Here is a 23,949-nt window from a genome sequence, read left to right as displayed (position 1 = left end):
ATACTTCCATGAAAAAAGTCGATCTATCAAACGTAAGCCGCCGTAACGTGCTGGCTGGCGGTGTAGTCCTTGGGTTGGGAGCGATGCTGGGGCGTAGCGCCTTTGCGGCGACGCCACTGTCGATTGCCTACTCCAACAAGAGCCTGGACTACTACTTTTTCGTGATCCAGGAAGAGTCGGTCAAGCGAGCGGTCCAGGCACTCTCCGGGAAATTCCAGGCGACCAACGCCAGCTTCGACACCACCACCCAACTGGGGCAATGGCAGAGCCTGATGCTGTCCCAGCCGACGGCGATCATCAGCGACCCCATCGACAGCCAGGCGATTGTCTCGGCGATCAAACGCTACAACCAACGCAAGATTCCGGTGGGCATCATCGATACCCCGGCCGACGGCGGCGACGTGGCGATCACCGTCAGCTTCGATAACTTCAAGGGTGGCGTGATGGCCGCCGAAGAAATCGTCAAGCGCCTGGTGGACAAATACGGCAGCCCCAAAGGCACGGTGCTCAACTGCTTCGGCGCCCTGGCGTCGGTGGCCTGGCGCCTGCGCAAGGAGGGCATGGACTCGGTATTCGCCAAGTACCCCGAGATCAAATACCTGGCCCGGCCTACGGAGGGCCAGTTGGACAAAATGCAGTCGGTGACCCTGTCCACCCTCTCGGAATTCCCCGACCTGGACGCGGTGCATGCCCCTTCCGACTCCCCTTCGCGGGGGATCGTCGCGGCCCTCAAGCAGAAAGACCGCTGGAAGAAAATCGGTGAAAAAGGCCACGTCATTTTCATCAACATCGACGGTGAGCCGGCAGCCCTTGAGTGGATCAAGGACCGCTACATGGACGGCTGTGTGTCCCAGGACCCGGTAGCTTACGGCCAGATTGCCGTCGAGATGATCACCAAGCACGCCCTCAAGGGCGAGGCGGTTCCCCTGGGGCCCTACCAGAACAAGGATTACTTCTGGGAGACCGGTGAAATCGTGCAGAGCAAGACCGGTCCGGCGCTGATTATCCCGGCGTTCCTGATTACCCCGGAAAACGCCGACGACAAACGCCACTGGGGCTACGTCGCAGAGAAAGTGTGGGGTGTGTCCTCCAAGTGATGGGCTGTCGCTGCAGGGTGACGCTCTGCCGCGATGTTTCTCCGACCAGGTGATGGTGAGTATAAGAAAATGACCTTACACCCAACGCCCGACGACACGATCCTGACGATCGATAACGTCGCCAAAAGCTATGGCCCGGTGCATGCCTTGCGCGGTGTGTCCACGCAGATTCGTCGCGGCTCGATCCATGGGCTGCTGGGCGAGAACGGCGCGGGCAAGTCCACGCTGGTGGGGATCATCTCGGGCCAGGTCATCCCCACCTCCGGGCAAATTCTCATGGATGGCCGCGTGCTCAAGCAGGTGGACGTCAAGGCGATGGAGCTGGCCGGGGTGTTTCTGGTGACCCAGGAGCCGATGATCATCGGCAATCTGACGGCGGCCGAGAACCTGATGCTGGGCATCTGGCCGACGCGTAACGGGCTTATCGACTGGAAACAGTTGGGCGCCGATGCGGCGCGGATGCTCGACGGTTCGGGCATCGACCCCCAGGCCTTGGCCGGCAGCCTCGACGCGGTGGCGCGGCGCAAGCTGAACATCCTGCGGGCGATGTTTTCCGGGGGCAAGGTCATCATTCTCGACGAGCCCACGGCCTCATTGACGGTGGTCGACCGGCGGCAGTTGTTCGACTTTATGCTGCGCCTGAAAAGCGAAGGCGTGACCTTCATTTTCATCTCTCACTACAACGATGAAATTCTCGAGATCTGCGACGCGGTCACCGTGTTGCGTGACGGCAGCCTGGCCGGCACCCGCGATGACCTCACCGCGTTGACCTCGGAGCAGCTCACCGAATTGGTGATTGGTCATGGCGTGGAGCTGTTCCAGCGCAAGCGCCGTGACCATGTCGGCAAGGCCCCGGCGGTTTCGTTGCGCGGCGTTCGGGGCAAATGCCTGGCGTTGGACCGCCTCGATATTGCGCCCGGCGAAGTGGTGGGGTTCACCGGCCTGCCGGGTGCCGGTGCGAAGGAAATGGCCCGTGCCATCTTCGGGTTGCACCCGTCGATGGGCACGCTCTCGATCAATGGCGAAGCGGTGCGGCCATTGCCGCGATCGCCGAGCGCGGCGTTCGAGGCGGGCATCGCCTACCTCTCCGACGATCGCCGCAAGGACGGGGCCGTGGGCCAGATGTCCATCGGCAGCAACATCGCCATGTCTTCACTGGGCGCGCGGACCCGCCTGGGCTTTATCGACACCCAGGCCGAAACCTCGGTGATCGATCACTACTTTGCGGCGATGGGGGTCAAGTCTCCCAACCCGGATTACTCGGTCAACACCCTCAGCGGCGGCAACCAGCAGAAGGTCTGCCTGGGCCGTGTGCTTGCCACTCAGCCACGGTTGCTGATGGTCGACGAGCCGACCCGTGGCATCGACATGGGGGTGAAGCAGGACGTGCTGCGCATCATCGACGCACTCAGCGATGCCGGCGTGGCGGTGATCATCGTCTCCAGCGACACCGATGAGTTGGTGCGCGCGGTGGACCGTGTGTGCATCTTCGATCAGGGCACGATCAAGGAAACATTGACGGGAGAGGACATCACCGTCGAGCGCATTCGCGCATCCGTACAAGGATCCAGCAGTTGAAAAAGAATAAGAGTGGAGACACCGAAATGGAAACTATCGCCAGGCCCGTAACCCGGGTGTCGCCTGCCGCGACCAAGCTCAATGGCCCTGCGGTATTGGGCTGGGTTTTACACAATGTGGTGTGGATTTGGCTGATCGCGCTGGTGGCCCTGTTCGGCGCCTTCAACGAGTTCTTCTTCACCCTGTTCAACCTGCAGAACGTGATGGTGCAGGCCACGGTGCTGGGCACCCTGGGGTTGGCGGTGGCCTTGCCGCTGCTGGTGGCGGAAATCGACCTGTCGATTCCGGCCAATGCCGGCTTCTCTTCGGCGGTGGGGGCGCTGGCCTACTCCAGCTGGGGCTTGCCGTGGTACCTGGCCGTGGCTATCGGCTTGCTGGTGGGCACCCTGATCGGCTTCTTCAACGGGCTGTGCATCACGCGCCTGAAGATGGTCTCGCTGATTGAAACCCTGGCGATGATGATCATTTTGCAGGGCGCCTTGCTGGCACTGACCCAGGGCACCACGCTGACTAACATGGCCGACGGTTATATCTGGATCGGCCAGGTGACGATTGATGGCTGGCCGCTGATGCCGGTGGTGTTTCTGCTGGCGCTGGTGGTGATGGGCGTTGTGCTGCGGCGCACGGTGCTGGGCCGTTCGATCTACGCGGTGGGGGGTAACCCGATTGCGTCGAACTCCGCCGGTATCCGCGTCGACCGGGTCAAGATCATTACCTACACCATTTCCGGTTTCCTGGCCGCGCTGGCCGGCTTTCTGCTGGCTTCCTGGCAGATGGCGATCACCTCGAGCCAAGGCTCCAGCTACCTGCTCTACGCGATTGCGGCGCCGATTATCGGCGGCGTCAGTGTGTTTGGGGGGCGCGGCAACGTGAAGGGCGTACTGGGCGGTGTGTTGCTGCTGACGGTTATCCAGGTCGGCCTGGCCATCGTGAATGTGCCGTCGTTCTACGTCGGCATGATTGGTGGCGTGATGATCTTTATCGCGGTGGCCATCGACGCCATCCGCGTGCGGTATTTCGGTTAACTCATCCCATTTCAGGAAACGCCAATGTCTTTTACTGCGCACGGCAAGCACCTTATCGCGGGGCAGTGGGTCGCGACCGACACGACCTTTTCCAATGCGCCAACCCACGGCCCGGTCAGCCACTTTTCGGCCGGTAACGTCGACCTGGTGAACCGTGCCTGTGAGGCGGCCGAGGAGGCGTTTTGGAGCTTTGGTTACTCGACGCGGGAGGCGCGGGCGACGTTTCTGAATACGATTGCCGATGAAATCGAGGCCCGGGCCGAGACGATCACCGCTGTCGGCTCACTGGAAACCGGCTTGCCCGAGGCGCGCCTCCAGGGCGAGCGCGGGCGTACCGTGGGCCAGCTTCGGCTGTTTGCCGCGCATATTCTGGCGGGCGATTACCTCGACCGGCGGCATGACGTGCCGCTGCCGGATCGTCAGCCGCTGCCGCGTCCGGATATCCGGCTGATGCAGCGTCCCCTCGGGCCGGTGGCGGTGTTTGGCGCGTCGAACTTTCCCCTGGCATTCTCCACCGCCGGCGGCGATGTGGCCTCTGCGCTGGCCGCCGGCTGCCCGGTGGTGGTGAAAGGGCATGAAGCACATCCGGGAACGAGCGAGATCGTGGCCGAGGCGATTCACGCCGCGATTGAAAAGTGCGCGGTTCACCCGGGCGTGTTCAGCCTGGTTCACGGCGGTTCCCGGGCCGTGGGGCAGCGCCTGGTGCAGCATCCGCTGATCAAGGCGGTGGGCTTTACCGGTTCGCTGGCCGCCGGCCGTACACTGTTTGACCTGTGCGCCAAGCGCTTTGAGCCGATTGCGTTTTATGGCGAGCTGGGCTCGGTGAACCCGATGTTTCTGATGCCTCACGCCGTGCGCGAACGCGGGCTGGAGATTGCCAGGGGCTGGGCCGGTTCACTGACCCAGGGCGCCGGGCAGTTCTGCACCAACCCGGGGGTTGCGGTGTTGGCCGAGGGCGAGGCGGCCACCGGGTTTATCCGGGCGGCGGTGCAGGCGCTGGAACCGGTGGGTGCGCAAGTCATGCTCACCGAGGGCATTGCCGCGGCCTACCGGGCCGGGCGTGATCGGGTGGCGGAGTCGGTCGGCGTGCGTGAGGTGCTGACCACCACCTGTGAGCTGCGCCATGCCACGCCCTATCTTTTTGCCACCACCGGCCGCGAATGGCTGGCCAATGCGTCACTCGGCCACGAAGTCTTTGGCCCGCTTGGCCTGGTCGTGACCGTGGCGAATGCCGATGAGTTGTTGCAGGTGGCGCGTTCCCTGGAGGGGCAACTGACCTGCACGATTCATATGGATGGGGCTGATACCGATGACGTCAGGCGCCTGCTGCCGATTCTGGAGCGCAAGGCCGGGCGCATCCTGGTCAATGGTTTCCCGACGGGGGTCGAAGTGAGCGAGGCGATGGTGCATGGCGGGCCATATCCGGCGTCGACCAACTTTGGCGCCACGTCGGTGGGCACCATGGCCATCCGCCGATTCCTGCGGCCGGTCAGCTATCAGAATATTCCGCCGGCCTTGTTGCCCGAGGACCTGCGACACCTCTGATCCTCAGTGGCCGTGGCTGCGGCCCACATGGGAGTGTTCGGCTTCACTGGCCGTCACTCCGCCGCTGACTTCCAGGCGCTGCAAAATCCCGCACTGATCCAGGTCCGGCCCGCCGCCACAGCGTTGGCGCAGGTCGAGCAACTGTTCCTGCAACGCCAGCAGCCCGTCGATCCGCGCCTTGACGTGGTGGATGTGCTCGTCGATCAACGCATTCACGCTTTCGCACTGGTCCTGGGGACTGTCTCGCAGGCCCAGCAGGCTGCGGATTTCCTCAAGGGTCATGTCCAGGCTGCGGCAGTTGCGGATAAACACCAGCCGCTCGGTGTGTGCCTGGGTGTACAGGCGGTAATTGCCTTCGCTGCGCGCCGGCGGCGGCAGCAGGCCTTCCTTCTCGTAATAACGGATGGTTTCCACCTGGCAATCCGTCAGTTTTGCCAATTCGCCGATCTTCATCGCAGCAATCTCCAAAAGGGTGCTTGACCCTATAGTGGCTACAGGGTCTTTACTTGGCAACAGGCACCTTTACGGACGCGACAGAATGAGCGATTCCATCCACACCCCGCACAAGCACGACCACGACCATGATCATGACCACGCGCACGATCACGGCCCCAAGCTCAAGCCTGTGCAGAAGCACGACCATGGCAGCCATGGCGATTCCTGCTGTTCCAGCAAGGCCGCGCCTGCGTTGGTGAAGCTGACTGAAGCCCCGACAGCGGGCTCGCGGCTGAGCACCTTCCGCATCGAAGCCATGGACTGCCCCACCGAGCAGACGCTGATCCAGAACAAACTGGGCAAGCTCGCCGGCGTACAGCAACTGGAATTCAACCTGATCAACCGCATCCTCGGCGTGACCCACGACCTGCCGACCACCGCGCCGATCATCGAGGCCATCAAGTCCCTGGGCATGCAGGCTGATCCCATCGAGGAAGGCGTAGCCCCGGCCGAGCCGCCCGCGAAGAAACACTGGTGGCCGCTGGCGTTGTCCGGCGTCGGTGCCTTGGGCGCTGAAGTGCTGCACTTCACCAACGCCGCGCCGACGTGGGTGATTGCCCTGGTCGCGCTGATCTCGATCTTCAGCGGCGGCCTCACCACCTATAAAAAGGGCTGGATCGCCCTGAAGAACCTCAACCTGAACATCAATGCCCTGATGAGCATCGCCGTGACCGGCGCAATCCTGATCGGCCAGTGGCCCGAAGCGGCGATGGTGATGTTCCTGTTCACCGTGGCTGAACTGATCGAAGCCAAGTCCCTGGACCGCGCCCGTAACGCTATCAGCGGCTTGATGCAGATGACCCCGGAGCAGGCCACGGTCCGTCAGGCTGACGGCAGTTGGGTTGAACAAGAGGTTAAAATCATCGAAATTGGCGCCATCGTGCGGGTTCGTCCCGGCGAGCGGATTGGCCTGGACGGTGAAGTCACCTCGGGCCAATCCACCATCGACCAGGCGCCGATCACCGGTGAAAGCCTGCCGATCGAAAAGACCGTGGGCGATAAAGTCTTCGCGGGCACCATCAACCAGGCCGGCTCCCTGGAATACAAAGTCACCGCAGCGGCCAACAACTCCACCCTGGCGCGAATCATCCACGCCGTGGAACAGGCTCAGGGCGCCCGCGCGCCGACCCAGCGGTTTGTCGACAGCTTCTCGAAAATCTACACCCCGGCCGTGTTCATCTTTGCCTTGGGCGTGGCCCTGATTCCGCCGCTGTTCATGGGTGGCGTCTGGTTCGACTGGATCTATCGCGCCCTGGTATTGCTGGTGGTCGCGTGCCCGTGTGCGCTGGTGATTTCCACCCCGGTGACCATCGTCAGCGGCCTGGCCGCTGCGGCGCGCAAAGGCATCCTGATCAAGGGCGGCGTGTACCTGGAGGGCGGTTACAAGCTCGACTACCTGGCCCTGGACAAGACCGGCACCATCACCCACGGCAAACCGGTGCAAACCGATTACCTGGCGCTGGTCCCGAACATGGAAGACCGCGCGCCGGCCCTGGCCGCCAGCCTGGCCGGGCGCTCCGATCACCCGGTGTCCCTGGCGATCGCCAACGCGGCTGTGGATAAGAATCTCACCGTTCACACTGTGGATAACTTCGAGGCCCTGACCGGTCGCGGCGTGAAGGGCGAGATCAATGGTGAGGTGTACTACCTGGGCAACCACCGCCTGGTGGAAGAGCTGAACCTGTGCTCGCCGGCCCTGGAGGAGAAGCTCTTCGCCCTGGAAAAACAAGGCAAGTCCGTGGTCCTGTTGCTGGACAAGTCCGGCCCGCTGGCGCTGTTCGCCGTGGCCGACACTGTGAAGGACACCAGCCGCGAAGCCATCCAGCAGCTGCATGACCTGGGCATCAAGACCCTGATGCTCACCGGCGACAACACCCACACCGCCAAGGCGATCGCGGATCAGGTGGGCATTGACCAGGCCCAGGGCGACCTGTTGCCCACCGACAAGCTGCAAGCCATTGAAGCGCTCTACGCCAAGGGCCACCGGGTCGGCATGGTGGGCGACGGCATCAACGACGCGCCGGCGCTGGCCCGCTCCGAGATCGGTTTTGCCATGGCCGCCGCCGGTACCGACACCGCCATCGAGACCGCCGACGTGGCCCTGATGGACGATGACCTGCGCAAGATTCCGGCATTCATTCGGCTGTCGCGGCAAACGTCGAGTATCCTCAAGCAGAACATCGGCCTGGCTTTGGTGATCAAGGCGATCTTCCTCGCGGTGACCTTCCTCGGAATGGCCACCATGTGGATGGCGGTGTTCGCCGACATGGGCGTGAGCCTGCTGGTGGTGTTCAATGGTCTGCGCCTGTTGCGCAAATAGTCGATGAGAGGGTGGTGTGCTGAGTGCCGAGCTGAAGGCGTTTTACATGGTCGCCCGCCTGGGCAGCATTACCCAGGCGGCGAAAAAACTCGGCCTGAGCCAGCCCACGGTGACCACCCAGATTCGTCACCTGGAAAGCCAGTACTCGGTTGAACTGTTCTACCGTGGCGGGCGCCGCCTGACCGTCAGCGACGAAGGTGCGCGGCTGTTGCCGATGGTCAAGGCGCTGTTGCAGCAGGAGGCGGACATTGAGTTTTTCCTGCGCAACAGTGGCCAGGTGCAAGGCGCGTTGAGGATTGCCGCGACGGCGCCGTATTACATCCTCGACCTGGTCAAAACCTTCCGCGAGCGACTGCCACAGGTTGAGGTCTCGGTGGAAATCGGCAACTCCCAGCAAGTGCTGGAAGCGCTGGATGATTACCGCGTTGACGTTGCCGCCTCATCCCAGTTGCTTGACGACCCGCGGCTGATTCGCCGAGTGCTGGGCATGGACCCGCTGGTACTGGCGGTGCACCGCAACCATCCGCTGGCGGTGCTCGACCATGTACCGCTGACTGCGCTGGCCGGGCACACCTTGCTGATGCGCGAACCGGGCTCCACCACCCGCCGATTGACCGAAGAAATGTTGCAGGGCGCCGGTGTGAGTTACGGGCCGCTGCTGGAGATCGGCAGCCGGGAATCGATCCGTGAAGCGGTGCTGCGCAATATCGGCATCAGCATCATTGCCCGGCAGGAAGTGCCCCACGACCCGCAATTGCGTGTGCTGACCATCGAGAATGCCCCGCAGATTCCCGAGTATTTGTACTGCCTTAAAGAGCGAAAGGGCGCGCGGTTGCCGGCGGCGTTCCTGGGGTTGGCGCAGGAAATGTCCCCCCTGTAGGAGCGAGCTTGCTCGCGAGAATCGCCAACGATAACGCGGGCATCCAGGATGAACGCGTTGCCCACAGGTTTTTCGCGAGCAAGCTCGCTCCTACAAAAATCTACGAATACCACTATCACTGTGTTTTGCCTTTCTGCCACACGAGGGACGCATTGTCTCCCTAGGATGACCTTCATCAGTTTGATGAGGTGCCTCCATGAACACAGCCATGACCAACCCCGGCGCGCCAATGAAAGTGCGCGGTGTGCAGAAACGCTTCGGCGCCTTCACCGCGCTGGACAACGTGTCCCTGGATGTCGCCGCCGGCGAATTGGTGTGCCTGCTGGGCCCGTCAGGCTGCGGCAAGACCACCTTGCTGCGTTGCATCGCCGGCCTGGAGCGCCAGGACAGTGGCGAGTTATACCTCGGCGAGCGGGATGTTTCCCTGCTGGCACCCCAGGCACGGGACTACGGCATTCTCTTTCAGTCCTACGCACTGTTCCCCAATCTCACCGTCGAAGCGAACATCGGCTACGGCCTCACCGGCAGCGGCCGCGATGAGGTACGCAAGCGCGTCGGCCAGATGCTGGAACTTGTGGGCCTGGTGGGCAGCGAAAAGAAATTTCCCGGCCAGCTCTCCGGCGGCCAGCAACAACGTGTAGCCCTGGCCCGCGCCCTGGCGCCGGCACCGTCCTTGCTGCTGCTGGACGAGCCGATGTCGGCCCTCGATGCCCGAGTGCGTGAGCACCTGTGCACCGAGCTGCGCCAACTGCAGCGCCGCCTGGGCATCACCACCCTGATGGTCACCCACAACCAGGACGAGGCCATGCTGATGGCCGACCGCATCGCCGTGATGAACAACGGCAAGGTCGAGCAATACGCCACGCCCCAGGAAATCTACGACCGCCCGGCCACACCGTTCGTGGCCGAGTTCGTCGGCCAGGGCAACTGGCTGCCGTTCAGCCGCAACAGCGTCAGCCACGCCCAGGTCGGCGGGATGAATATGCGCCTGGCAGACAACGCGGGCGGTGCAAAATCGGGCCGTTTGTTCTGCCGCCCGGAAGCCATCAGCGTCAACCCGCCGGTGCATGAAGAAAACCTGTTCCCGGCCAAGGTCCGCGAGATCACCTTTCTCGGCAACCGCTGCCGCATGAGCTTTGAACTGGACCAACTGCCCGGCCATCCACTGCTGGCCGAACTCGCGCCGGAAGCCATGCCGCGCCTCGGCGCCCAGGACATCTGGGTCGCGCTGCCCCCGCGCAGCCTGCAGGTGTTTGCCTGAGATGGCCCGCGATATGACTCTGCCGATACCCGACAACGTGGCTCGTCAGGTTTCCCGTGCCCAAGTCGGCGACCGCATTTTTGTGGTCGGCGGCAAGCTGCTCTGGCTGTGCCTGTTGGGCGTGGCGGTGCTGATGCCGCTGATGGCGATCTTCTGGCGCGGTTTCAGCAGTGAAGCCGGGCAGGGCGGCGGCCTCGTGGCGGCGCGGGAGTTGGTCACCAGCGACAACTTCCACTGGTTGCTGGGTAACAGCCTGAAGGTTTCCCTCAGCGTGGCGGCCATCGTCGTGCCCCTGGCTTATCTGTTTGCCTACGCCCTGCAACGCACGTTGATTCCGGGCAAGGCGATCTGGCGCGGGATGTCGCTGCTGCCGTTGATGGCGCCGTCGATGCTGCCGGGGATTGCGCTGGTCTACCTGTTCGGTAACCAGGGCATGCTGCGCGGGCTGCTGTCGGACAACATCTATGGCTTCTGGGGCATTGTCCTCGGTGAAGTGATCTACACCTTTCCCCATGCCTTGATGATTCTGCTGTCGGCGCTTTCCCTGGCGGATGCACGCTTGTTCGATGCGGCATCGAGCATGGGCGCCAGCCCGTCCCGGGCGTTTCGCAGCATCACCTGGCCCGCGACGCGTCAGGCGGTCTTTGCCGCGTTTTGCCTGGTGTTCACCCTGACCATCACCGACTTTGGTGTGCCTGTGGTAGTGGGCGGCGACTACCAAGTGCTGGCACTGGAAGCTTACAAGGCGGTGGTCGGCCAGCAGCAATTTGGTCGTGGAGCCTTGATTGGTATGGTCCTGCTGCTACCGGCGCTGTTCAGCTTCGGTGTGGACGCCTGGCTGCGCCGTCGTCATGGCGACTCCATGAGCGGCCGCGCCCAAGTGTTCCAGCCGGCGCCGTCGAAGCTGCGGGACGGCTGCTACCTGGCCATCGTCCTGCTGATCTGCGCGAGCCTGCTGCTGGTGTTCGGCATGGCGGTCTATTCATCGCTGGTGAAGTTTTGGCCCTACAACCTGTCGTTGTCGCTGGCCCACTACCAGTTTGAAGACACGGCCGGCGGCGGTTGGCTGGCCTACCGCAACAGCATCACCATGGCCTTGGGCACCGCGTTGATCGGCAGCGTGCTGATCTTCACCGGCGCCTACCTGATGGAAAAAACCAAGGGCCAGAAGGGCCTGAACCTGGCGTTGCGCATGCTCAGCTTCGTACCGATGGCGGTGCCGGGGTTGGTGCTGGGCCTGGGTTACGTGTTCTTTTTCAACCTTAACGGCAACCCGCTGCATGTGCTCTACGGCACCATGACGTTGCTGGTGGTGTGCACCATTGCTCACTATTTGACCACTGCGCAAATGACCGCCACCACGGCCCTGCGCCAACTGGACGCCGAGTTCGAAGCCGCCGCCCTGTCGCTGAAGGCGCCGCTGTACCGTCATTACCTGCGGGTCACCGTGCCGATCTGCCTGCCGGCGCTGCTGGACATCGTGCGTTACCTGTTCGTGTCGGCGATGACCACCGTCTCGGCCGCGATCTTCCTCTACAGCCCCGACACCATCCTCGCCGCCGTCGCCGTGTTGAACATGGACGACGCCGGCAACGTGGGCGGTGCGGCGGCCATGTCGACCCTGATTCTGTTCACCTCGGCGGGCGTGTCCTTGCTGCTGGCGTGGGCCTCACGCGGCTTGTTGCGCCGCTCCCAGGCCTGGCGCCAAACCGCGCCCGGCCAATAATTCACCCATAAAGGAACTGCACCATGTTCAAGCCCCTGGCGTTAGCCGCTGCTGTGCTCACTGCGTTCAGCCTGAATGCCTTTGCCGCCAAGACCGAGTTGACCGTGTACACGGCCCTCGAAGCCGAGCAGTTGAAGACCTACAAAGAGGCCTTTGAAAAGGCTAACCCGGACATCGACATCAAATGGGTGCGCGATTCCACCGGCATCATCACCGCCAAGCTGCTGGCCGAAAAAGCCCGCCCGCAAGCTGACGTGGTGTGGGGCCTGGCGGCGTCCAGCCTGGCGATTCTCGACCAGCAGGGCATGCTGCAAAACTACGCACCCAAAGACTTGGGCAAGATCGGCGCGAACTACCGCGACGCCGCCAACCCGCCCGCCTGGGTCGGCATGGATGTGTGGGCTGCGACCATCTGCTTCAACACCGTCGAAGCCGAAAAGCAGGGCCTGAGCAAGCCGGTGAGCTGGCAAGACCTGACCAAGCCTGAGTACAAGGGCAAGATCGTGATGCCCAACCCGGCCTCCTCCGGCACCGGTTTCCTGGACGTCAGCGCCTGGTTGCAGACCTTCGGCGAGAAGCAGGGCTGGCAGTACATGGACGACCTGCACCAGAACATCGGCCAGTACGTTCACTCCGGTTCCAAGCCGTGCAAGCTGGCGGCGTCGGGTGAATTCCCGATAGGGATTTCCTTCGAATACCCGGCCGTGCAGTTGAAGCGCCAGGGTGCACCGCTGGACATCATCCTGCCGAAAGAAGGCCTGGGCTGGGACATCGAAGCCACCGCCGTGATCAAAGGCACGGCCCACGCGGACGCGGCACAGAAACTCGCCGACTTCTCCGCAAGCCCCGCGGCGATGGAGTTGTACAAGGAAAACTTCGCGGTACTGGCCCAGCCGGGTATTGCCAAGCCGCAGACCGAATTGCCGGCTGACTACGAGCAGCGGCTGATCAAGAACGACTTTGCCTGGGCCTCGAAAAACCGCGACAGCATCCTGACCGAGTGGCGCAAGCGCTATGACGGCAAGTCGGAAAAACAATAACCACCGATCGTTCCCACGCTCTGCGTGGGAATGCGGCTCTGGACGCTCTGCGTCCGTTTTTGTAGTCGTGACGCGGAGCGTCACAGGATGCATTCCCACGCGGAGCGTGGGAACGAGAGGTCTTCATGACACAACTGCTGATCATCGGCGCCGGCATCCTCGGCCTGTCCCACGCCTACGCCGCCGCCAAACGCGGCCTCAAGGTCAAGGTCTTCGAGCGCAGCGCCACGCCACTGGGCGCTTCGGTGCGCAACTTCGGCCAGGCACTGGTCACCGGCCAGCCGCCGGGGCCGATGCTCGACCTGGCGCGGGAAAGCCACGATATCTGGGGCCAATGGGCACAGTTGGCGGGTATTCAGCTCAAGCGCAACGGCTCCTACCTGTTCGCCCGTACCGAAGCCGAAGAGCACCTGCTTGAAGCCTTCTGCGCCGGACGTGCCCAGGAGCACGGTTATCGCGTCGAGTTGCTGCAAGGCGGCGCCATGGCTGATCTGTACGGCGGCCAGTTCAAACATCACCGTGCCGCGCTCCACGGTATGGACGACCAACAGCTGTATTCCCGCGAAGCCATTCCGGCGCTGATCAACTACCTGATCCGCGAACTCAATGTGGAGTTTCACTTCTCCACTCTGGTGCGCGACATCGAGCCCGGCCAGGTGCACACCACCGCCGGGTCCTTTCGCGGCGAGCAGATCATTGTGTGCTCCGGCCATGACTACCAGACGCTGCTGGCCGAGCAGATCGCCGAGCTCAACCCGCAAATCTGCCGCCTGCAAATGCTGCGCGCCCGACCTGCGGTGGATTTGAACCTGCAACACGCCCTGCTGACCGGTCTCAGTTGCGTGCACTACGGCGCCTTCGCCGATTTGCCGGAAGCCGCGCCGGTGCAGGCCGAAATCCTGCGGGATGTGCCGCACCTGCACGAAAACGGCATCCATCTGCTGATCAGCCCGACGCCTTATGGCGAGCTGATCATCGGTGATTCCCACCATTACGGCAGCGATCCATCGCCCTTCAACGGCGAACAGGTGGACAACTGGATGATCGAACTGGCCGAGCACACCCTGGGTTGCAAGGTCCAGGTCGTGGAACGCTGGCAGGGCGTCTATGGTTCCCGTGGGCCGGGGCCGTTTTCATTCCTGCGGGCGGCGCCGGGGGTGAGCGCGGCGTTGATGCACACGGGTGTAGGCATGAGCGTCGGGCCGGCGATGGCCGAGCGCAATATCACAGAGCTCTGGGGGAATGCGTGATGAACGTTGAACAGGCAATCGCCGACGTCTTTGGCTTATACGAACAACACGGCGCCGCCGACTACATCGGTGAGCCGGTCTCGCAGATCGAGCACATGTCCCAGGCTGCGCAGTTGGCCATGGCCGAAGGCTTCGATGATGAAGTGGTGTTGGCGGCGTTCTTCCACGATATCGGGCATATCTGCGGGCAAGGTGGTGAGAACATGGGCGGTTATGGCGTGGTCAGCCATGAGCGGCTGGGCGCCGATTACCTGCGTCGGGCAGGTTTCAGCGAGCGCATGGCCAAACTCGTGGAGTACCACGTGCAGGCCAAGCGTTACCTGACCTTCAGCCAGCCGGACTACTACGCGCGCTTGAGCGAAGCCAGCCGTCGCACCCTGGGTTACCAGGGCGGCGTGATGACGGCCGAAGAGGCCCAGGCGTTTGAGCAGGACCCGCTGTGCGCCGTGAGTTTGCGCATGCGTCACTGGGACGAACAGGCCAAGGAAATGCACGTGCCGGTGCTGGACCTTGAGGTGTTGAAGTCCAAGGCCCGGCAGTTGTTGGCGGCTTAGGTCTCGTCCAGGCGTTGGGCCAGGGCTTCGATCTGCTCCTGGCGTTCGGCCTGGCTCAACTTGGGATGGGGGTTGAGGGACGACCATTGCGGGTGGGCGCGGGCTTTGTGCAGGGCTTCCGGCAGCTTGCCTTCGCGCCAGGTCTTGTCCTGGGGGGTGTCGACCTTGATGCTGTGGATCGCCGCGTGGCCGCGCAGGTTCAGGGCCTTGAGCAGTTGCCGCTGGCGCAGGGCCAACAGGCGCAGCACGCTGTCGTCGACGGTCAGCTCGCGTTGGCCCTTGATCTTGCCCAACAGGCGGCTGCCGTAGCTGCGGGCGGTTTGCAGGGCGCCACCGGCGATGGCCCCGGCGAGGGCGGCGGCGCCGAGGGTCAGGCCGCCGACCAGTAAGTCCACGCCTGCACCGGCTGCGGCGCCGGCCGCGATGCCGCCGCCGACCCGCACGCCCAATTGCTTGAGGGTTTCGGGGTTGAACAGGTCATCGCCCCAGCGCCCGTCCAGCAGCGGTAAATCGCTGGCGGCGGCGTCTTGGGGGCGGAAGCCGAACAGCTTGAGCAAGGCTTCCACGCAGCGTTGTTCGCGCTGGCGCACGGCTTTGCGCAGTTCACTGATGGCGTGTTGTTCCACGTCGGCTTCGCTGACCACGCTGCGCCGGCAGGCGGCGCAGTCGATCAGCAGTTCGGCGATCAGGCGTGCAGCGCTTTGCTGGCGAGCCTGGCGTTGAGCCTCTTGGTCGAGGATCAGCCGCTCCAGTTGCCCACGGGAATTTTCCAGCAGCAGGGCGAGGCTTTCATACAGGCGGCGCTCGCCGTCTTCCGGCGGCGCCACGCTGTCGAAACGCACCAGTGCGTGCAGGCCGAGGCGGGCCAAGGCTTCGCGCCAGTCCGGCTCGCGGTGGTCGGCGCTGCTGACAAAGTTGAGCACCGGCAGCAGCGGTTTCCCGCAACTGGCCAGCACTTGCAGCTCGTCGCGGTACTTGGCCAGCACCGGCTCCCTGGCATCGATCACATACAGCCCGGCGTCGGAGGCCAGCAGTTGGCGCAGCACCTTGGCTTCCTGTTCGAAACGCTGCCGGGCTTCGCTGCCTTCCAGGAAACGCGCCAGCCGTGCCGGGCCGTCAAGGCGTTCGCCCGGGCGGTCCAGGCGTTCGAGGTAGTCGAGCAGGGCGATGGCGTCTTCCAGGCCGGGCGTGTCGTACAGCTCCAGCAACGCTTCGCCGTCTACCGACAGGCGTGCGCCCTCCACCTGCCGGGTGGTGCTGGGCCGATGGGAGACTTCACCAAAACCTACGTCGCGCGTGAGGGTGCGCAGCAACGAGGTCTTGCCGACGTTGGTGTGGCCCACCACCGCCAGTTTCAGGGGCTTAGTCATGACCGGTCTCCAGCCACGTGAGCGGCGCGCAATCGGCGAATGGAATCTCCAGCTGTTGCAGGGCTGTGTGCCAGTCCCCCAGGCGCTCCGCATCCAGGGCTTGGCCGGCCGGCGCTTGCAGCAGCCAGACGCGGGTAGCCGTGGCGCTGCGGGCCAGTTCGGCGATCAGTGCGAGGCTGCCGCGATCCGGCGAGCGCCGTGGGTCGCAGGCGATGGCCAGGCGTGCGGGCGGGAAGCGGGTGAGCTGTTCCAGTAGTTTGTTGCGGGATTCGCGGCTGTCGAGGATGCCCGCATCCTTGACGCTGGTCGGGAGCTTCGGCGGCCACGGGCGTTGGTCGTCGAGTTCGATGGCCACCAGCAGGGCGCCGTCGCTTTCCAGTTCACTGACGCCGCCGGTCACGTGGTGCAACTGTTCGGGCGCGGCATCTTTGACCCCAAGCCGTTCGCTGCTGGGCATCAGCCGTTCCCGCAGTTGGCTGTAGCCGGGCAGGTTGAGGTCGAGGCTCAAGCCTGCGCGCCCGTGTTTCCAGCGCCACAGGCACAGCAGCGCGAGGACCAGCCGCGGCAGGATGCCGTACACCAGCAGCACGCCCACCAGCCACGCGGCCCAGGCCTGGCGGGCACTTTCGATATTCAGGGCGGCATCGCCACTGGCGCGGATCATCTCGACCGTGGGCACGTTGAAGCCCAGCAAGGCGGGCAGGGCGCCGAGGGTTTGGGTGACGGCGACAAAGGTGTCGGCCCGCAAAATAGTGGTTTCCCAGACAAAGCCATAGCGCCGGGTGGCCAGCAGCGTCAGCAGGATCACCATGGCGCTGAGCAGCGCCAGCAACCACAGGCTGTTGACCAGCACGCCGACGGCCCAGCGATTGAGCTTGCGCCGTTGCAGCAACAGCAGCAGGGCGGGGGCCAGTTGTGCGGCCTTGGCGTCCCGGGCGAGTTTTTCGCTGAGCCATAACCACAGGCGGCCAAGGCTGGCCCCATGTTCACCGGCAAACAGCAGGCCCAGGGCCCAGCTCAACAACAGGATCAGGTTCAAACCCAGCAGGCTGCCCAAGGCCCAGAACACATTCACCGGCACCAGGCCGTTACCCAGCGCAGCAAAGGCCAGGCCGGCGCCGCTGACGATGGCGACGGCCGCCAGCAGGATCAGCGCCAGGCGCGCGCCTTGCAGCCAGCGGGTCAGGGCAACGGTCAAACCGTCGCGCTCGGCCAGCCACAGCGCGCGGTTTTGAATGCGCGTGGGCAGGTCACCGCCGGTGCTGCGGGCCTGGCGATTGGCTTCCTGGTCTTCCAGCGCGCCCGCGTGTTCCTCGCGCAGGCGCACGGTTTCGGTCAGCCAGAGTGTTTGCAGGGGATTCAGGGCAGTCACACGTCATCCTGTTGAGCCAGTGAGCCTGGAGCATAACCGCTGGAACGCCGGTTGGGGTATGCCGCGCGTGGCTCTGGTATTCTCGTCGCCATGAAAAAAACTCTCCCTTTAAGCCTGATCGCAGCCCTCGGTGAAAACCGTGTGATCGGCGTCGACAACAGCATGCCCTGGCATTTGCCGGGGGATTTCAAATATTTCAAGGCCACCACCTTGGGCAAGCCGATCATCATGGGGCGCAAAACCTGGGATTCCCTGGGTCGACCGTTGCCGGGTCGGTTGAACATTGTGGTTAGCCGTCAGACCGATCTTGCGCTGGAAGGTGCGGAAGTTTTTCCGTCCCTCGATGCGGCAGTGGAGCGGGCTGAGGAATGGGCCAAGGCGCAGGGCGTGGATGAGCTGATGCTGATCGGCGGTGCGCAGTTGTATGCCCAGGGGCTTGCGCAGGCGGATCGCCTGTATTTGACGCGCGTGGCGTTGAGCCCGGACGGGGATGCGTGGTTTCCCGCGTTTGATGTGAACCAGTGGACGCTGGTGTCGAATGTCGAGAATGCGGCTGAGGGTGACAAGCCGGCGTACAACTTTGAGGTTTGGGAAAAAGCCTGAAAATTCATGTGGCGAGGGAGCTTGCTGTGGCGAGGGAGCTTGCTCCCGCTGGGCTGCGCAGCAGCCCCAAGAATCTTGGGAGCGCTTCGCACTGGAGCGCCAGCCCGGTCCAGCGGGAGCAAGCTCCCTCGCCACAACGTTCAGCCGTTAAGCCTGCGCCAACTCCGCATGCTCATCCGCATTCAACAGCTCTTTATCCGTCTGCTGCATGATCTGGCTGGTAATCGCCCCCGCCGTCATCGAACCGTTCACGTTCAGCGCCGTACGGCCCATGTCGATCAGCGGCTCAACCGAAATCAGCAACGCCACCAGTGACACCGGCAAACCCATCGCCGGCAGCACGATCAGCGCGGCAAATGTCGCACCGCCGCCCACACCCGCCACGCCGGCAGAACTCAAGGTCACAATCGCCACCAGCGTCGCGATCCACAGCGGGTCCAGCGGGTTGATGCCCACCGTCGGCGCAACCATCACCGCCAGCATCGCCGGGTAAAGACCCGCGCAACCGTTCTGGCCAATCGTTGCGCCAAACGAGGCGGCAAAGCCGGCGATGGACTGCGGGATGCCCAGGCGACGGGTTTGCGCTTCAATGCTCAGCGGAATACTCGCGGCGCTGGAGCGGCTGGTGAAGGCAAACGTCAGCACCGGCCAGACCTTGCGGAAGAACCGCAACGGGTTGATCCCGGCCAGGGACAGCAGCAGGCCATGCACCACAAACATCAGGCCCAGGGCCAGGTACGACACCACCACAAAACTGCCGAGCTTGATGATGTCTTGCAGGTTGGAGCCGGCGACCACCTTGGTCATCAGCGCCAATACGCCGTAAGGGGTCAGCTTCATCACCAGGCGCACCAGGCGCATCACCCAGGCTTGCAGGGTGTCGATGGCGTTGAGGACTTTCTGGCCTTTTTCCACGTCATCCTTGAGCAACTGCAGCGCGGCAACCCCGAGGAATGCGGCGAAGATCACCACGCTGATAATCGACGTCGGCTTGGCCCGGGCCAGGTCGGCGAACGGGTTCTGCGGGATGAACGACAGCAGCAGTTGCGGGATATTCAGGTCGGCCACCTTGCCCGCGTAATCACTCTGGATCACTTGCAGGCGCGCCATTTCCTGGGTGCCGGCTACCAGGCCTTCGGCGGTGAGGCCGAATAGGTTGGTCAGGCCAATACCAATCAGCGCCGCAATCGCCGTGGTGAACAGCAGCGTGCCGATGGTCAGGAAGCTGATCTTACCCAGGGACGAGGCGTTATGCAGGCGGGCCACGGCGCTGAGGATCGAGGCGAACACCAGCGGGATCACGATCATTTGCAGCAACTGCACGTAACCGTTGCCGACCAGGTCGAACCAGCCGATCGAGGCCTTGAGCACCGGGTTGCCGGCACCATAAATCGCGTGCAGCACCACACCGAAGATCACGCCGAGTACCAGCGCAAACAACACCTTCTTGGCGAGGCTCCAGTGGGTTCGGCGGGTTTGTGCCAGGCCCAGCAACAGGGCCACGAACACCAGTAAATTGAGAATCAGGGGCAGATTCATTGAAGCTCCGTTGAGAAAGCAGCCAATCGCGTGAGCCTGCGATTGCGAACCGGAAATGCTAACAGCTTGAAATATATTGATTTAATACCTTTATGGAATGGTGACTGTCGTTTTTGGAATAAGCCAATGACGTCCAGGCGTATGCCGTTGGCGCGATCACGACGAAAGCGGTCGCGCTCGGGCGATAACTGTCACACAGATTTGTTAGCGTCGATGTCTTTCACTCAGGGAGAAAATGCACATGAAGCTAGCGCCGAAACTGTTTGCCGCCGCGCTGTGCCTGGGCCTTGCGAGCCAGGCCTTTGCCGCCACCGAGTTGAAACACTGGCCGGCGGCTGCCGCCAAGCAACTGGACACGATGATTGCTGCCAATGCCAACAAGGGCAACTTCGCGGTGTTCGACATGGACAACACCAGTTACCGCTACGACCTTGAAGAGTCGCTGCTGCCGTACCTGGAAAACAAGGGCCTGATCACCCGCGACACCATGGACCCTTCCCTGAAGCTGATTCCGTTCAAAGACACCGCCGACCACAAGGAAAGCCTGTTCAGCTACTACTACCGCCTCTGCGAAGTCGACGACATGGTCTGCTACCCATGGGTCGCGCAGATTTTCTCCGGCTTCACCCTCAAGGAACTCAAAGGCTATGTCGACGAGATGATGGCGTCGGGCAAGCCGGTGCCGGTCACCTACTACGACGGTGACGTGGTCAAGAACATGGACGTGCAGCCGCCGAAAGTCTTCACCGGCCAGGCTGAACTGTTCAACAAGCTGATGGAAAACGGCATCGAGGTGTACGTGATGACCGCCGCGTCCGAGGAACTGGTGCGCATGGTCGCGGCTGATCCGAAGTACGGCTACAACGTCAAACCCGAGAACGTCATTGGCGTGAGCACCTTGCTGAAAGACCGCAAGACCGGCGAGCTGACCACTGCCCGCAAACAGATCACCGCCGGTAAGTATGACGAGAAAGCCAACCTCGGCCTGGAACTGACCCCGTACCTGTGGACCCCGGCGACCTGGATGGCCGGCAAGCATGCGGCGATCCTGACTTACATTGATGAATGGAAGAAACCGGTGATCGTCGGTGGCGACACCCCGACCAGTGACGGCTACATGCTGTTCCACGATGTGGACGTGTCCAAGGGCGGCATCCACCTGTGGATCAACCGCAAGGATAAATACATGACCCAGTTGAACGGCATGATCGCCAAGCACGCGGCGGCCCAGGCCAAGGAAGGGTTGCCGGTGACGGCGGATAAAAACTGGGTGATCGTCAAGCCGGACGAGATTCAGTAAGGCCTCTTAAGTCGAAACGCGGTCAGTGTGGGAGCTGGCTTGCCTGCGATAGCGGAGTGTCAGTCGGCAGATGCATCAACTGACAGATTGCTATCGCAGGCAAGCCAGCTCCCACATTTTTGATCTCCTGCGCTTCTGGGGATTTTCTCCAGGCAAAAAAATGCCCCGCACCTGGCGGGGCATTTTTATGGGCGAGGCTTACAGGCCGTCCAGCATTGCCTTGTTACGCACTGCACCCTTGTCGGCACTGGTGGCCAGCAGGGCGTAAGCCTTCAACGCGGTAGTGACTTTGCGCGGACGCTTTTCCACCGGCTTCCAGCCTTTCTTGTCTTGCTCAACCCGGCGTGCCGCCAGTTCTTCGTCGCTGATCAACAGGTTGATCGAGCGGTTCGGAATGTCGATCAGCACCTTGTCGCCATCCTGCACCAGGCCGATGGCGCCGCCGGCAGCGGCTTCCGGCGAAGCGTGGCCGATGGACAGGCCCGACGTACCGCCGGAGAAACGGCCGTCGGTCAGCAAGGCGCAGGCTTTGCCCAGGCCCTTGGATTTCAGGTACGACGTCGGGTAGAGCATTTCCTGCATGCCCGGGCCGCCTTTCGGGCCTTCGTAACGGATGATGACGATGTCGCCTTCCTTCACTTCGTCCGCGAGGATGCCACGTACCGAGCTGTCCTGGCTTTCGTAGATCTTGGCGCGGCCTTCGAACACGTGGATCGACTCGTCGACACCGGCGGTTTTCACCACGCAGCCATCGAGGGCGATGTTGCCGTACAGCACGGCCAGGCCGCCTTCTTGGGAGTAGGCGTGCTCGACACTGCGGATGCAGCCGTTTTCACGGTCGTCGTCGAGGGTGTCCCAACGGGTCGACTGGCTGAACGCGGTCTGCGTCGGGATGCCGGCCGGGCCTGCCTTGAAGAAGTGATGCACGGCTTCGTCGGTGGTCTGGGTGATGTCCCACTTGGCGATGCCTTCAGCCAGGGATTTGCTGTGCACGGTCGGCAGGTCGGTGTGCAGCAAACCACCACGAGCCAGCGAACCGAGGATCGAGAAGATCCCGCCGGCGCGGTGCACGTCTTCCATGTGGTACTTCTGGATGTTCGGCGCGACTTTGCACAGTTGCGGCACGTGACGGGACAGGCGGTCGATGTCCCGCAGGTCGAAGTCGATCTCGGCTTCTTGTGCGGCGGCCAGCAAGTGCAGGATGGTATTGGTGGAACCGCCCATGGCGATGTCCAGGGTCATGGCGTTTTCGAACGCCTTGAAATTGGCGATGTTGCGCGGCAACACCGACTCATCGTTCTCGGTGTAGTAACGCTTGCACAGCTCGACGATGGTGCGGCCGGCCTGCAGGAACAGCTGCTCGCGGTCGCTGTGGGTGGCCAGTGTCGAGCCGTTGCCCGGCAACGCCAGGCCCAGGGCTTCTACCAGGCAGTTCATCGAGTTGGCGGTGAACATGCCGGAGCACGAACCGCAGGTCGGGCAGGCGCTGCGCTCGTATTCCGCGACCTTCTCGTCAGAAGCGCTGGAATCGGCGGCGATGACCATGGCGTCCACCAGGTCGAGGCCGTGGGAGGCGAGTTTGGTCTTGCCGGCTTCCATCGGGCCGCCGGAGACGAAGATCACCGGGATATTCAGGCGCAGGGCGGCCATCAGCATGCCGGGGGTGATCTTGTCGCAGTTGGAGATGCACACAATGGCGTCGGCGCAGTGGGCGTTGACCATGTATTCCACGGAGTCGGCGATGATCTCGCGGCTCGGCAGGGAATACAGCATGCCGTCATGACCCATGGCGATGCCGTCGTCCACGGCGATGGTGTTGAATTCTTTCGCAACACCGCCGGCGCGTTCGATCTCGCGGGCGACCAGTTGCCCCAGGTCCTTGAGGTGGACATGGCCGGGTACGAACTGGGTGAACGAGTTGGCAATCGCGATGATCGGCTTCTTGAAGTCGTCATCTTTCATCCCCGTGGCGCGCCACAGAGCGCGGGCGCCGGCCATGTTGCGGCCGTGGGTGGATGTTTTCGAGCGGTAATCGGGCATTGGAGCTCTCCGGGCGGCTAATCAGGTGCTAATCAGGTGCTAAAGGGGAAGTGAGCTTCTATTGACGTCTGGAACACTCAGAAATGGCCGTGTGTCCGGAAGTTGCCTCAAACGCTGCGGGATCACCGTGCGCCTTGGCCTTGAGCTCATAAACCCGCCGGGGGATGACTGGCGATGAATAGGTCCGATTCTACACCGCTGGCGGCCGGAGGGAATGGCCGAAACCGTGAAGATAGCGGCTACGGGACGTGCGGGGGACTGTAGGAGCGAGCTTGCTCGCGAAAAACGTCAACGATAACGCAGCGCTATCAGGTGGCCCGCGTCGCCTGTTGGTTTTTCGCGAGCAAGCTCGCTCCTACAGTGGAGGGTGGGTCAGAGCCAGATGGCGTCCCATAGCGGGTACTGGCCGATATGCTCCACCAAACCCGCCCGCAAGGGATTGGCAACGATGTAACGAGCCATCGTCTTCAGGTCGTCCTCCCGACGCAGCGCTCGGTCAAAGTAGCCCTTTTGCCAAAGTGTCCCGTGGCAACTCCTCGCGTTGTTAATGGCGTGGGCACTTCGCGACTTGGTCATCCGCATCAGTCTCGGCAAATCACCATTGTGCAATTCAACCAGCCAATGGAAATGGTCCGGCATTACCACCCAGGCCAGCGACGTCGCCTCGCCGTCGTCCTGAGCCTTTCTGAATTCGCGAACAAGCAGGCGGCCAAGGCGCCAGTCCTGGAAGACCCGCTATCGTTGATGTGTGACGGCAGTGAGCAGGTAAATGCGCCCTGATTCTGAATAGCGGCCTATACGCAGCCGATGTGCGTTTTGCGGGTTGGACATTCCTTCGTCCTCTTCGTGTGGGTGGAAGAGAAACGGTAGGAGGCTGCAGCGTCTATTGGCGTTTAAACACTGGTTCTGAATATGTCCCGGCTTCCTGTAGGAGCGAGCTTGCTCGCGAAAAAC

18 protein-coding genes and 1 pseudogene are annotated in these 23,949 nt (G+C 62.8%); 13 read left to right on the top strand and 6 right to left on the bottom strand.

Annotated features, from left to right (window positions below; all coding sequences use genetic code 11):
- Nucleotides 1-8 precede the first annotated feature (8 nt).
- The 4 genes from HX855_RS17085 to HX855_RS17070 all read left to right on the top strand — a co-directional run bounded on the left by HX855_RS17085 (nt 9) and on the right by HX855_RS17070 (nt 5,245).
- Nucleotides 9-1,097, top strand: coding sequence for a sugar ABC transporter substrate-binding protein (locus HX855_RS17085; protein WP_177086823.1), 1,089 nt, complete (start codon nt 9-11; stop codon nt 1,095-1,097).
- A 69-nt stretch (nt 1,098-1,166) separates the two neighbouring features.
- Nucleotides 1,167-2,675, top strand: coding sequence for a sugar ABC transporter ATP-binding protein (locus tag HX855_RS17080; protein ID WP_256353020.1), 1,509 nt, complete (start codon nt 1,167-1,169; stop codon nt 2,673-2,675).
- Between the two features lie 26 nt (nt 2,676-2,701).
- Nucleotides 2,702-3,700, top strand: coding sequence for an ABC transporter permease (locus tag HX855_RS17075; RefSeq protein ID WP_177086827.1), 999 nt, complete (start codon nt 2,702-2,704; stop codon nt 3,698-3,700).
- A 24-nt stretch (nt 3,701-3,724) separates the two neighbouring features.
- Entirely contained in the window at nt 3,725-5,245 is a 1,521-nt protein-coding gene (locus tag HX855_RS17070) for an aldehyde dehydrogenase (NADP(+)) (RefSeq protein WP_177086829.1), read from the top strand.
- A 3-nt stretch (nt 5,246-5,248) separates the two neighbouring features.
- Here the strand turns inward: HX855_RS17070 and cadR are convergent, their stop codons facing one another.
- The gene (gene cadR / locus HX855_RS17065) at nt 5,249-5,698 is read right to left on the bottom strand and encodes a Cd(II)/Pb(II)-responsive transcriptional regulator (RefSeq protein ID WP_177086831.1); all 450 of its coding nucleotides are present in this window, start codon (nt 5,696-5,698) and stop codon (nt 5,249-5,251) included.
- A gap of 85 nt (nt 5,699-5,783) precedes the next feature.
- Between cadR and HX855_RS17060 the strand changes: the two genes are divergently transcribed.
- From HX855_RS17060 to HX855_RS17030, 7 genes are all read left to right on the top strand, one after another.
- Nucleotides 5,784-8,060 carry a heavy metal translocating P-type ATPase gene (locus tag HX855_RS17060; protein WP_177086833.1) on the top strand — a complete coding sequence of 759 codons (2,277 nt, stop codon included), beginning with the start codon at nt 5,784-5,786 and terminating at the stop codon, nt 8,058-8,060.
- A gap of 16 nt (nt 8,061-8,076) precedes the next feature.
- Nucleotides 8,077-8,940, top strand: a complete 864-nt coding sequence (locus tag HX855_RS17055) for a LysR family transcriptional regulator (RefSeq protein WP_177086835.1) — start codon at nt 8,077-8,079, stop codon at nt 8,938-8,940.
- 196 nt (nt 8,941-9,136) lie between these two features.
- Nucleotides 9,137-10,201, top strand: coding sequence for a putative 2-aminoethylphosphonate ABC transporter ATP-binding protein (locus HX855_RS17050; RefSeq protein WP_177086837.1), 1,065 nt, complete (start codon nt 9,137-9,139; stop codon nt 10,199-10,201).
- Nucleotide 10,202: 1 nt separating this feature from the next.
- Nucleotides 10,203-11,927, top strand: coding sequence for a putative 2-aminoethylphosphonate ABC transporter permease subunit (locus HX855_RS17045; RefSeq protein ID WP_177086839.1), 1,725 nt, complete (start codon nt 10,203-10,205; stop codon nt 11,925-11,927).
- A 23-nt stretch (nt 11,928-11,950) separates the two neighbouring features.
- Entirely contained in the window at nt 11,951-12,967 is a 1,017-nt protein-coding gene (locus tag HX855_RS17040) for a putative 2-aminoethylphosphonate ABC transporter substrate-binding protein (protein WP_177086841.1), read from the top strand.
- Nucleotides 12,968-13,092: 125 nt separating this feature from the next.
- Nucleotides 13,093-14,217 carry a TIGR03364 family FAD-dependent oxidoreductase gene (locus HX855_RS17035; RefSeq protein ID WP_177086843.1) on the top strand — a complete coding sequence of 375 codons (1,125 nt, stop codon included), beginning with the start codon at nt 13,093-13,095 and terminating at the stop codon, nt 14,215-14,217.
- A complete protein-coding gene (locus HX855_RS17030) occupies nt 14,217-14,771 on the top strand; it encodes a phosphonate degradation HD-domain oxygenase (protein ID WP_177086845.1) in 555 nt (184 codons plus the stop codon). Before HX855_RS17035 ends, HX855_RS17030 begins: the two co-directional genes overlap by 1 nt.
- On the opposite strand, the gene HX855_RS17025 is transcribed toward HX855_RS17030, so the two are convergent.
- Together HX855_RS17025 and HX855_RS17020 are read right to left on the bottom strand one after the other, a co-directional pair.
- A complete protein-coding gene (locus HX855_RS17025) occupies nt 14,768-16,141 on the bottom strand; it encodes a GTPase/DUF3482 domain-containing protein (RefSeq protein ID WP_177086847.1) in 1,374 nt (457 codons plus the stop codon). The genes HX855_RS17030 and HX855_RS17025 overlap by 4 nt on opposite strands.
- Nucleotides 16,134-17,513: a DUF2868 domain-containing protein gene (locus HX855_RS17020; RefSeq protein WP_177086849.1), complete on the bottom strand. Its 1,380-nt coding sequence runs from the start codon at nt 17,511-17,513 to the stop codon at nt 16,134-16,136. The genes HX855_RS17025 and HX855_RS17020 overlap by 8 nt, the downstream gene beginning before the upstream one ends.
- A 90-nt stretch (nt 17,514-17,603) precedes the next feature.
- Between HX855_RS17020 and HX855_RS17015 the strand changes: the two genes are divergently transcribed.
- Nucleotides 17,604-18,116: a dihydrofolate reductase gene (locus HX855_RS17015; RefSeq protein WP_177086851.1), complete on the top strand. Its 513-nt coding sequence runs from the start codon at nt 17,604-17,606 to the stop codon at nt 18,114-18,116.
- Between the two features lie 147 nt (nt 18,117-18,263).
- On the opposite strand, the gene HX855_RS17010 is transcribed toward HX855_RS17015, so the two are convergent.
- Nucleotides 18,264-19,655, bottom strand: a complete 1,392-nt coding sequence (locus HX855_RS17010) for an L-cystine transporter (protein ID WP_177086853.1) — start codon at nt 19,653-19,655, stop codon at nt 18,264-18,266.
- A 241-nt stretch (nt 19,656-19,896) separates the two neighbouring features.
- On the opposite strand from HX855_RS17010, the gene HX855_RS17005 reads away from it, so the two are divergent.
- Nucleotides 19,897-20,955: a haloacid dehalogenase-like hydrolase gene (locus tag HX855_RS17005; protein WP_256353021.1), complete on the top strand. Its 1,059-nt coding sequence runs from the start codon at nt 19,897-19,899 to the stop codon at nt 20,953-20,955.
- A gap of 198 nt (nt 20,956-21,153) precedes the next feature.
- On the opposite strand, the gene ilvD is transcribed toward HX855_RS17005, so the two are convergent.
- A complete protein-coding gene (gene ilvD, locus HX855_RS17000; protein WP_177086855.1) occupies nt 21,154-22,995 on the bottom strand; it encodes a dihydroxy-acid dehydratase in 1,842 nt (613 codons plus the stop codon).
- A 372-nt stretch (nt 22,996-23,367) separates the two neighbouring features.
- A pseudogene (locus tag HX855_RS16995) lies at nt 23,368-23,826 on the bottom strand (transposase).
- Nucleotides 23,827-23,949: the final 123 nt, after the last annotated feature.

This window comes from Pseudomonas sp. IPO3778, from assembly GCF_013386825.1.
Lineage (GTDB): Bacteria > Pseudomonadota > Gammaproteobacteria > Pseudomonadales > Pseudomonadaceae > Aquipseudomonas.
This window is presented reverse-complemented; position numbering and strand designations above follow the sequence as displayed.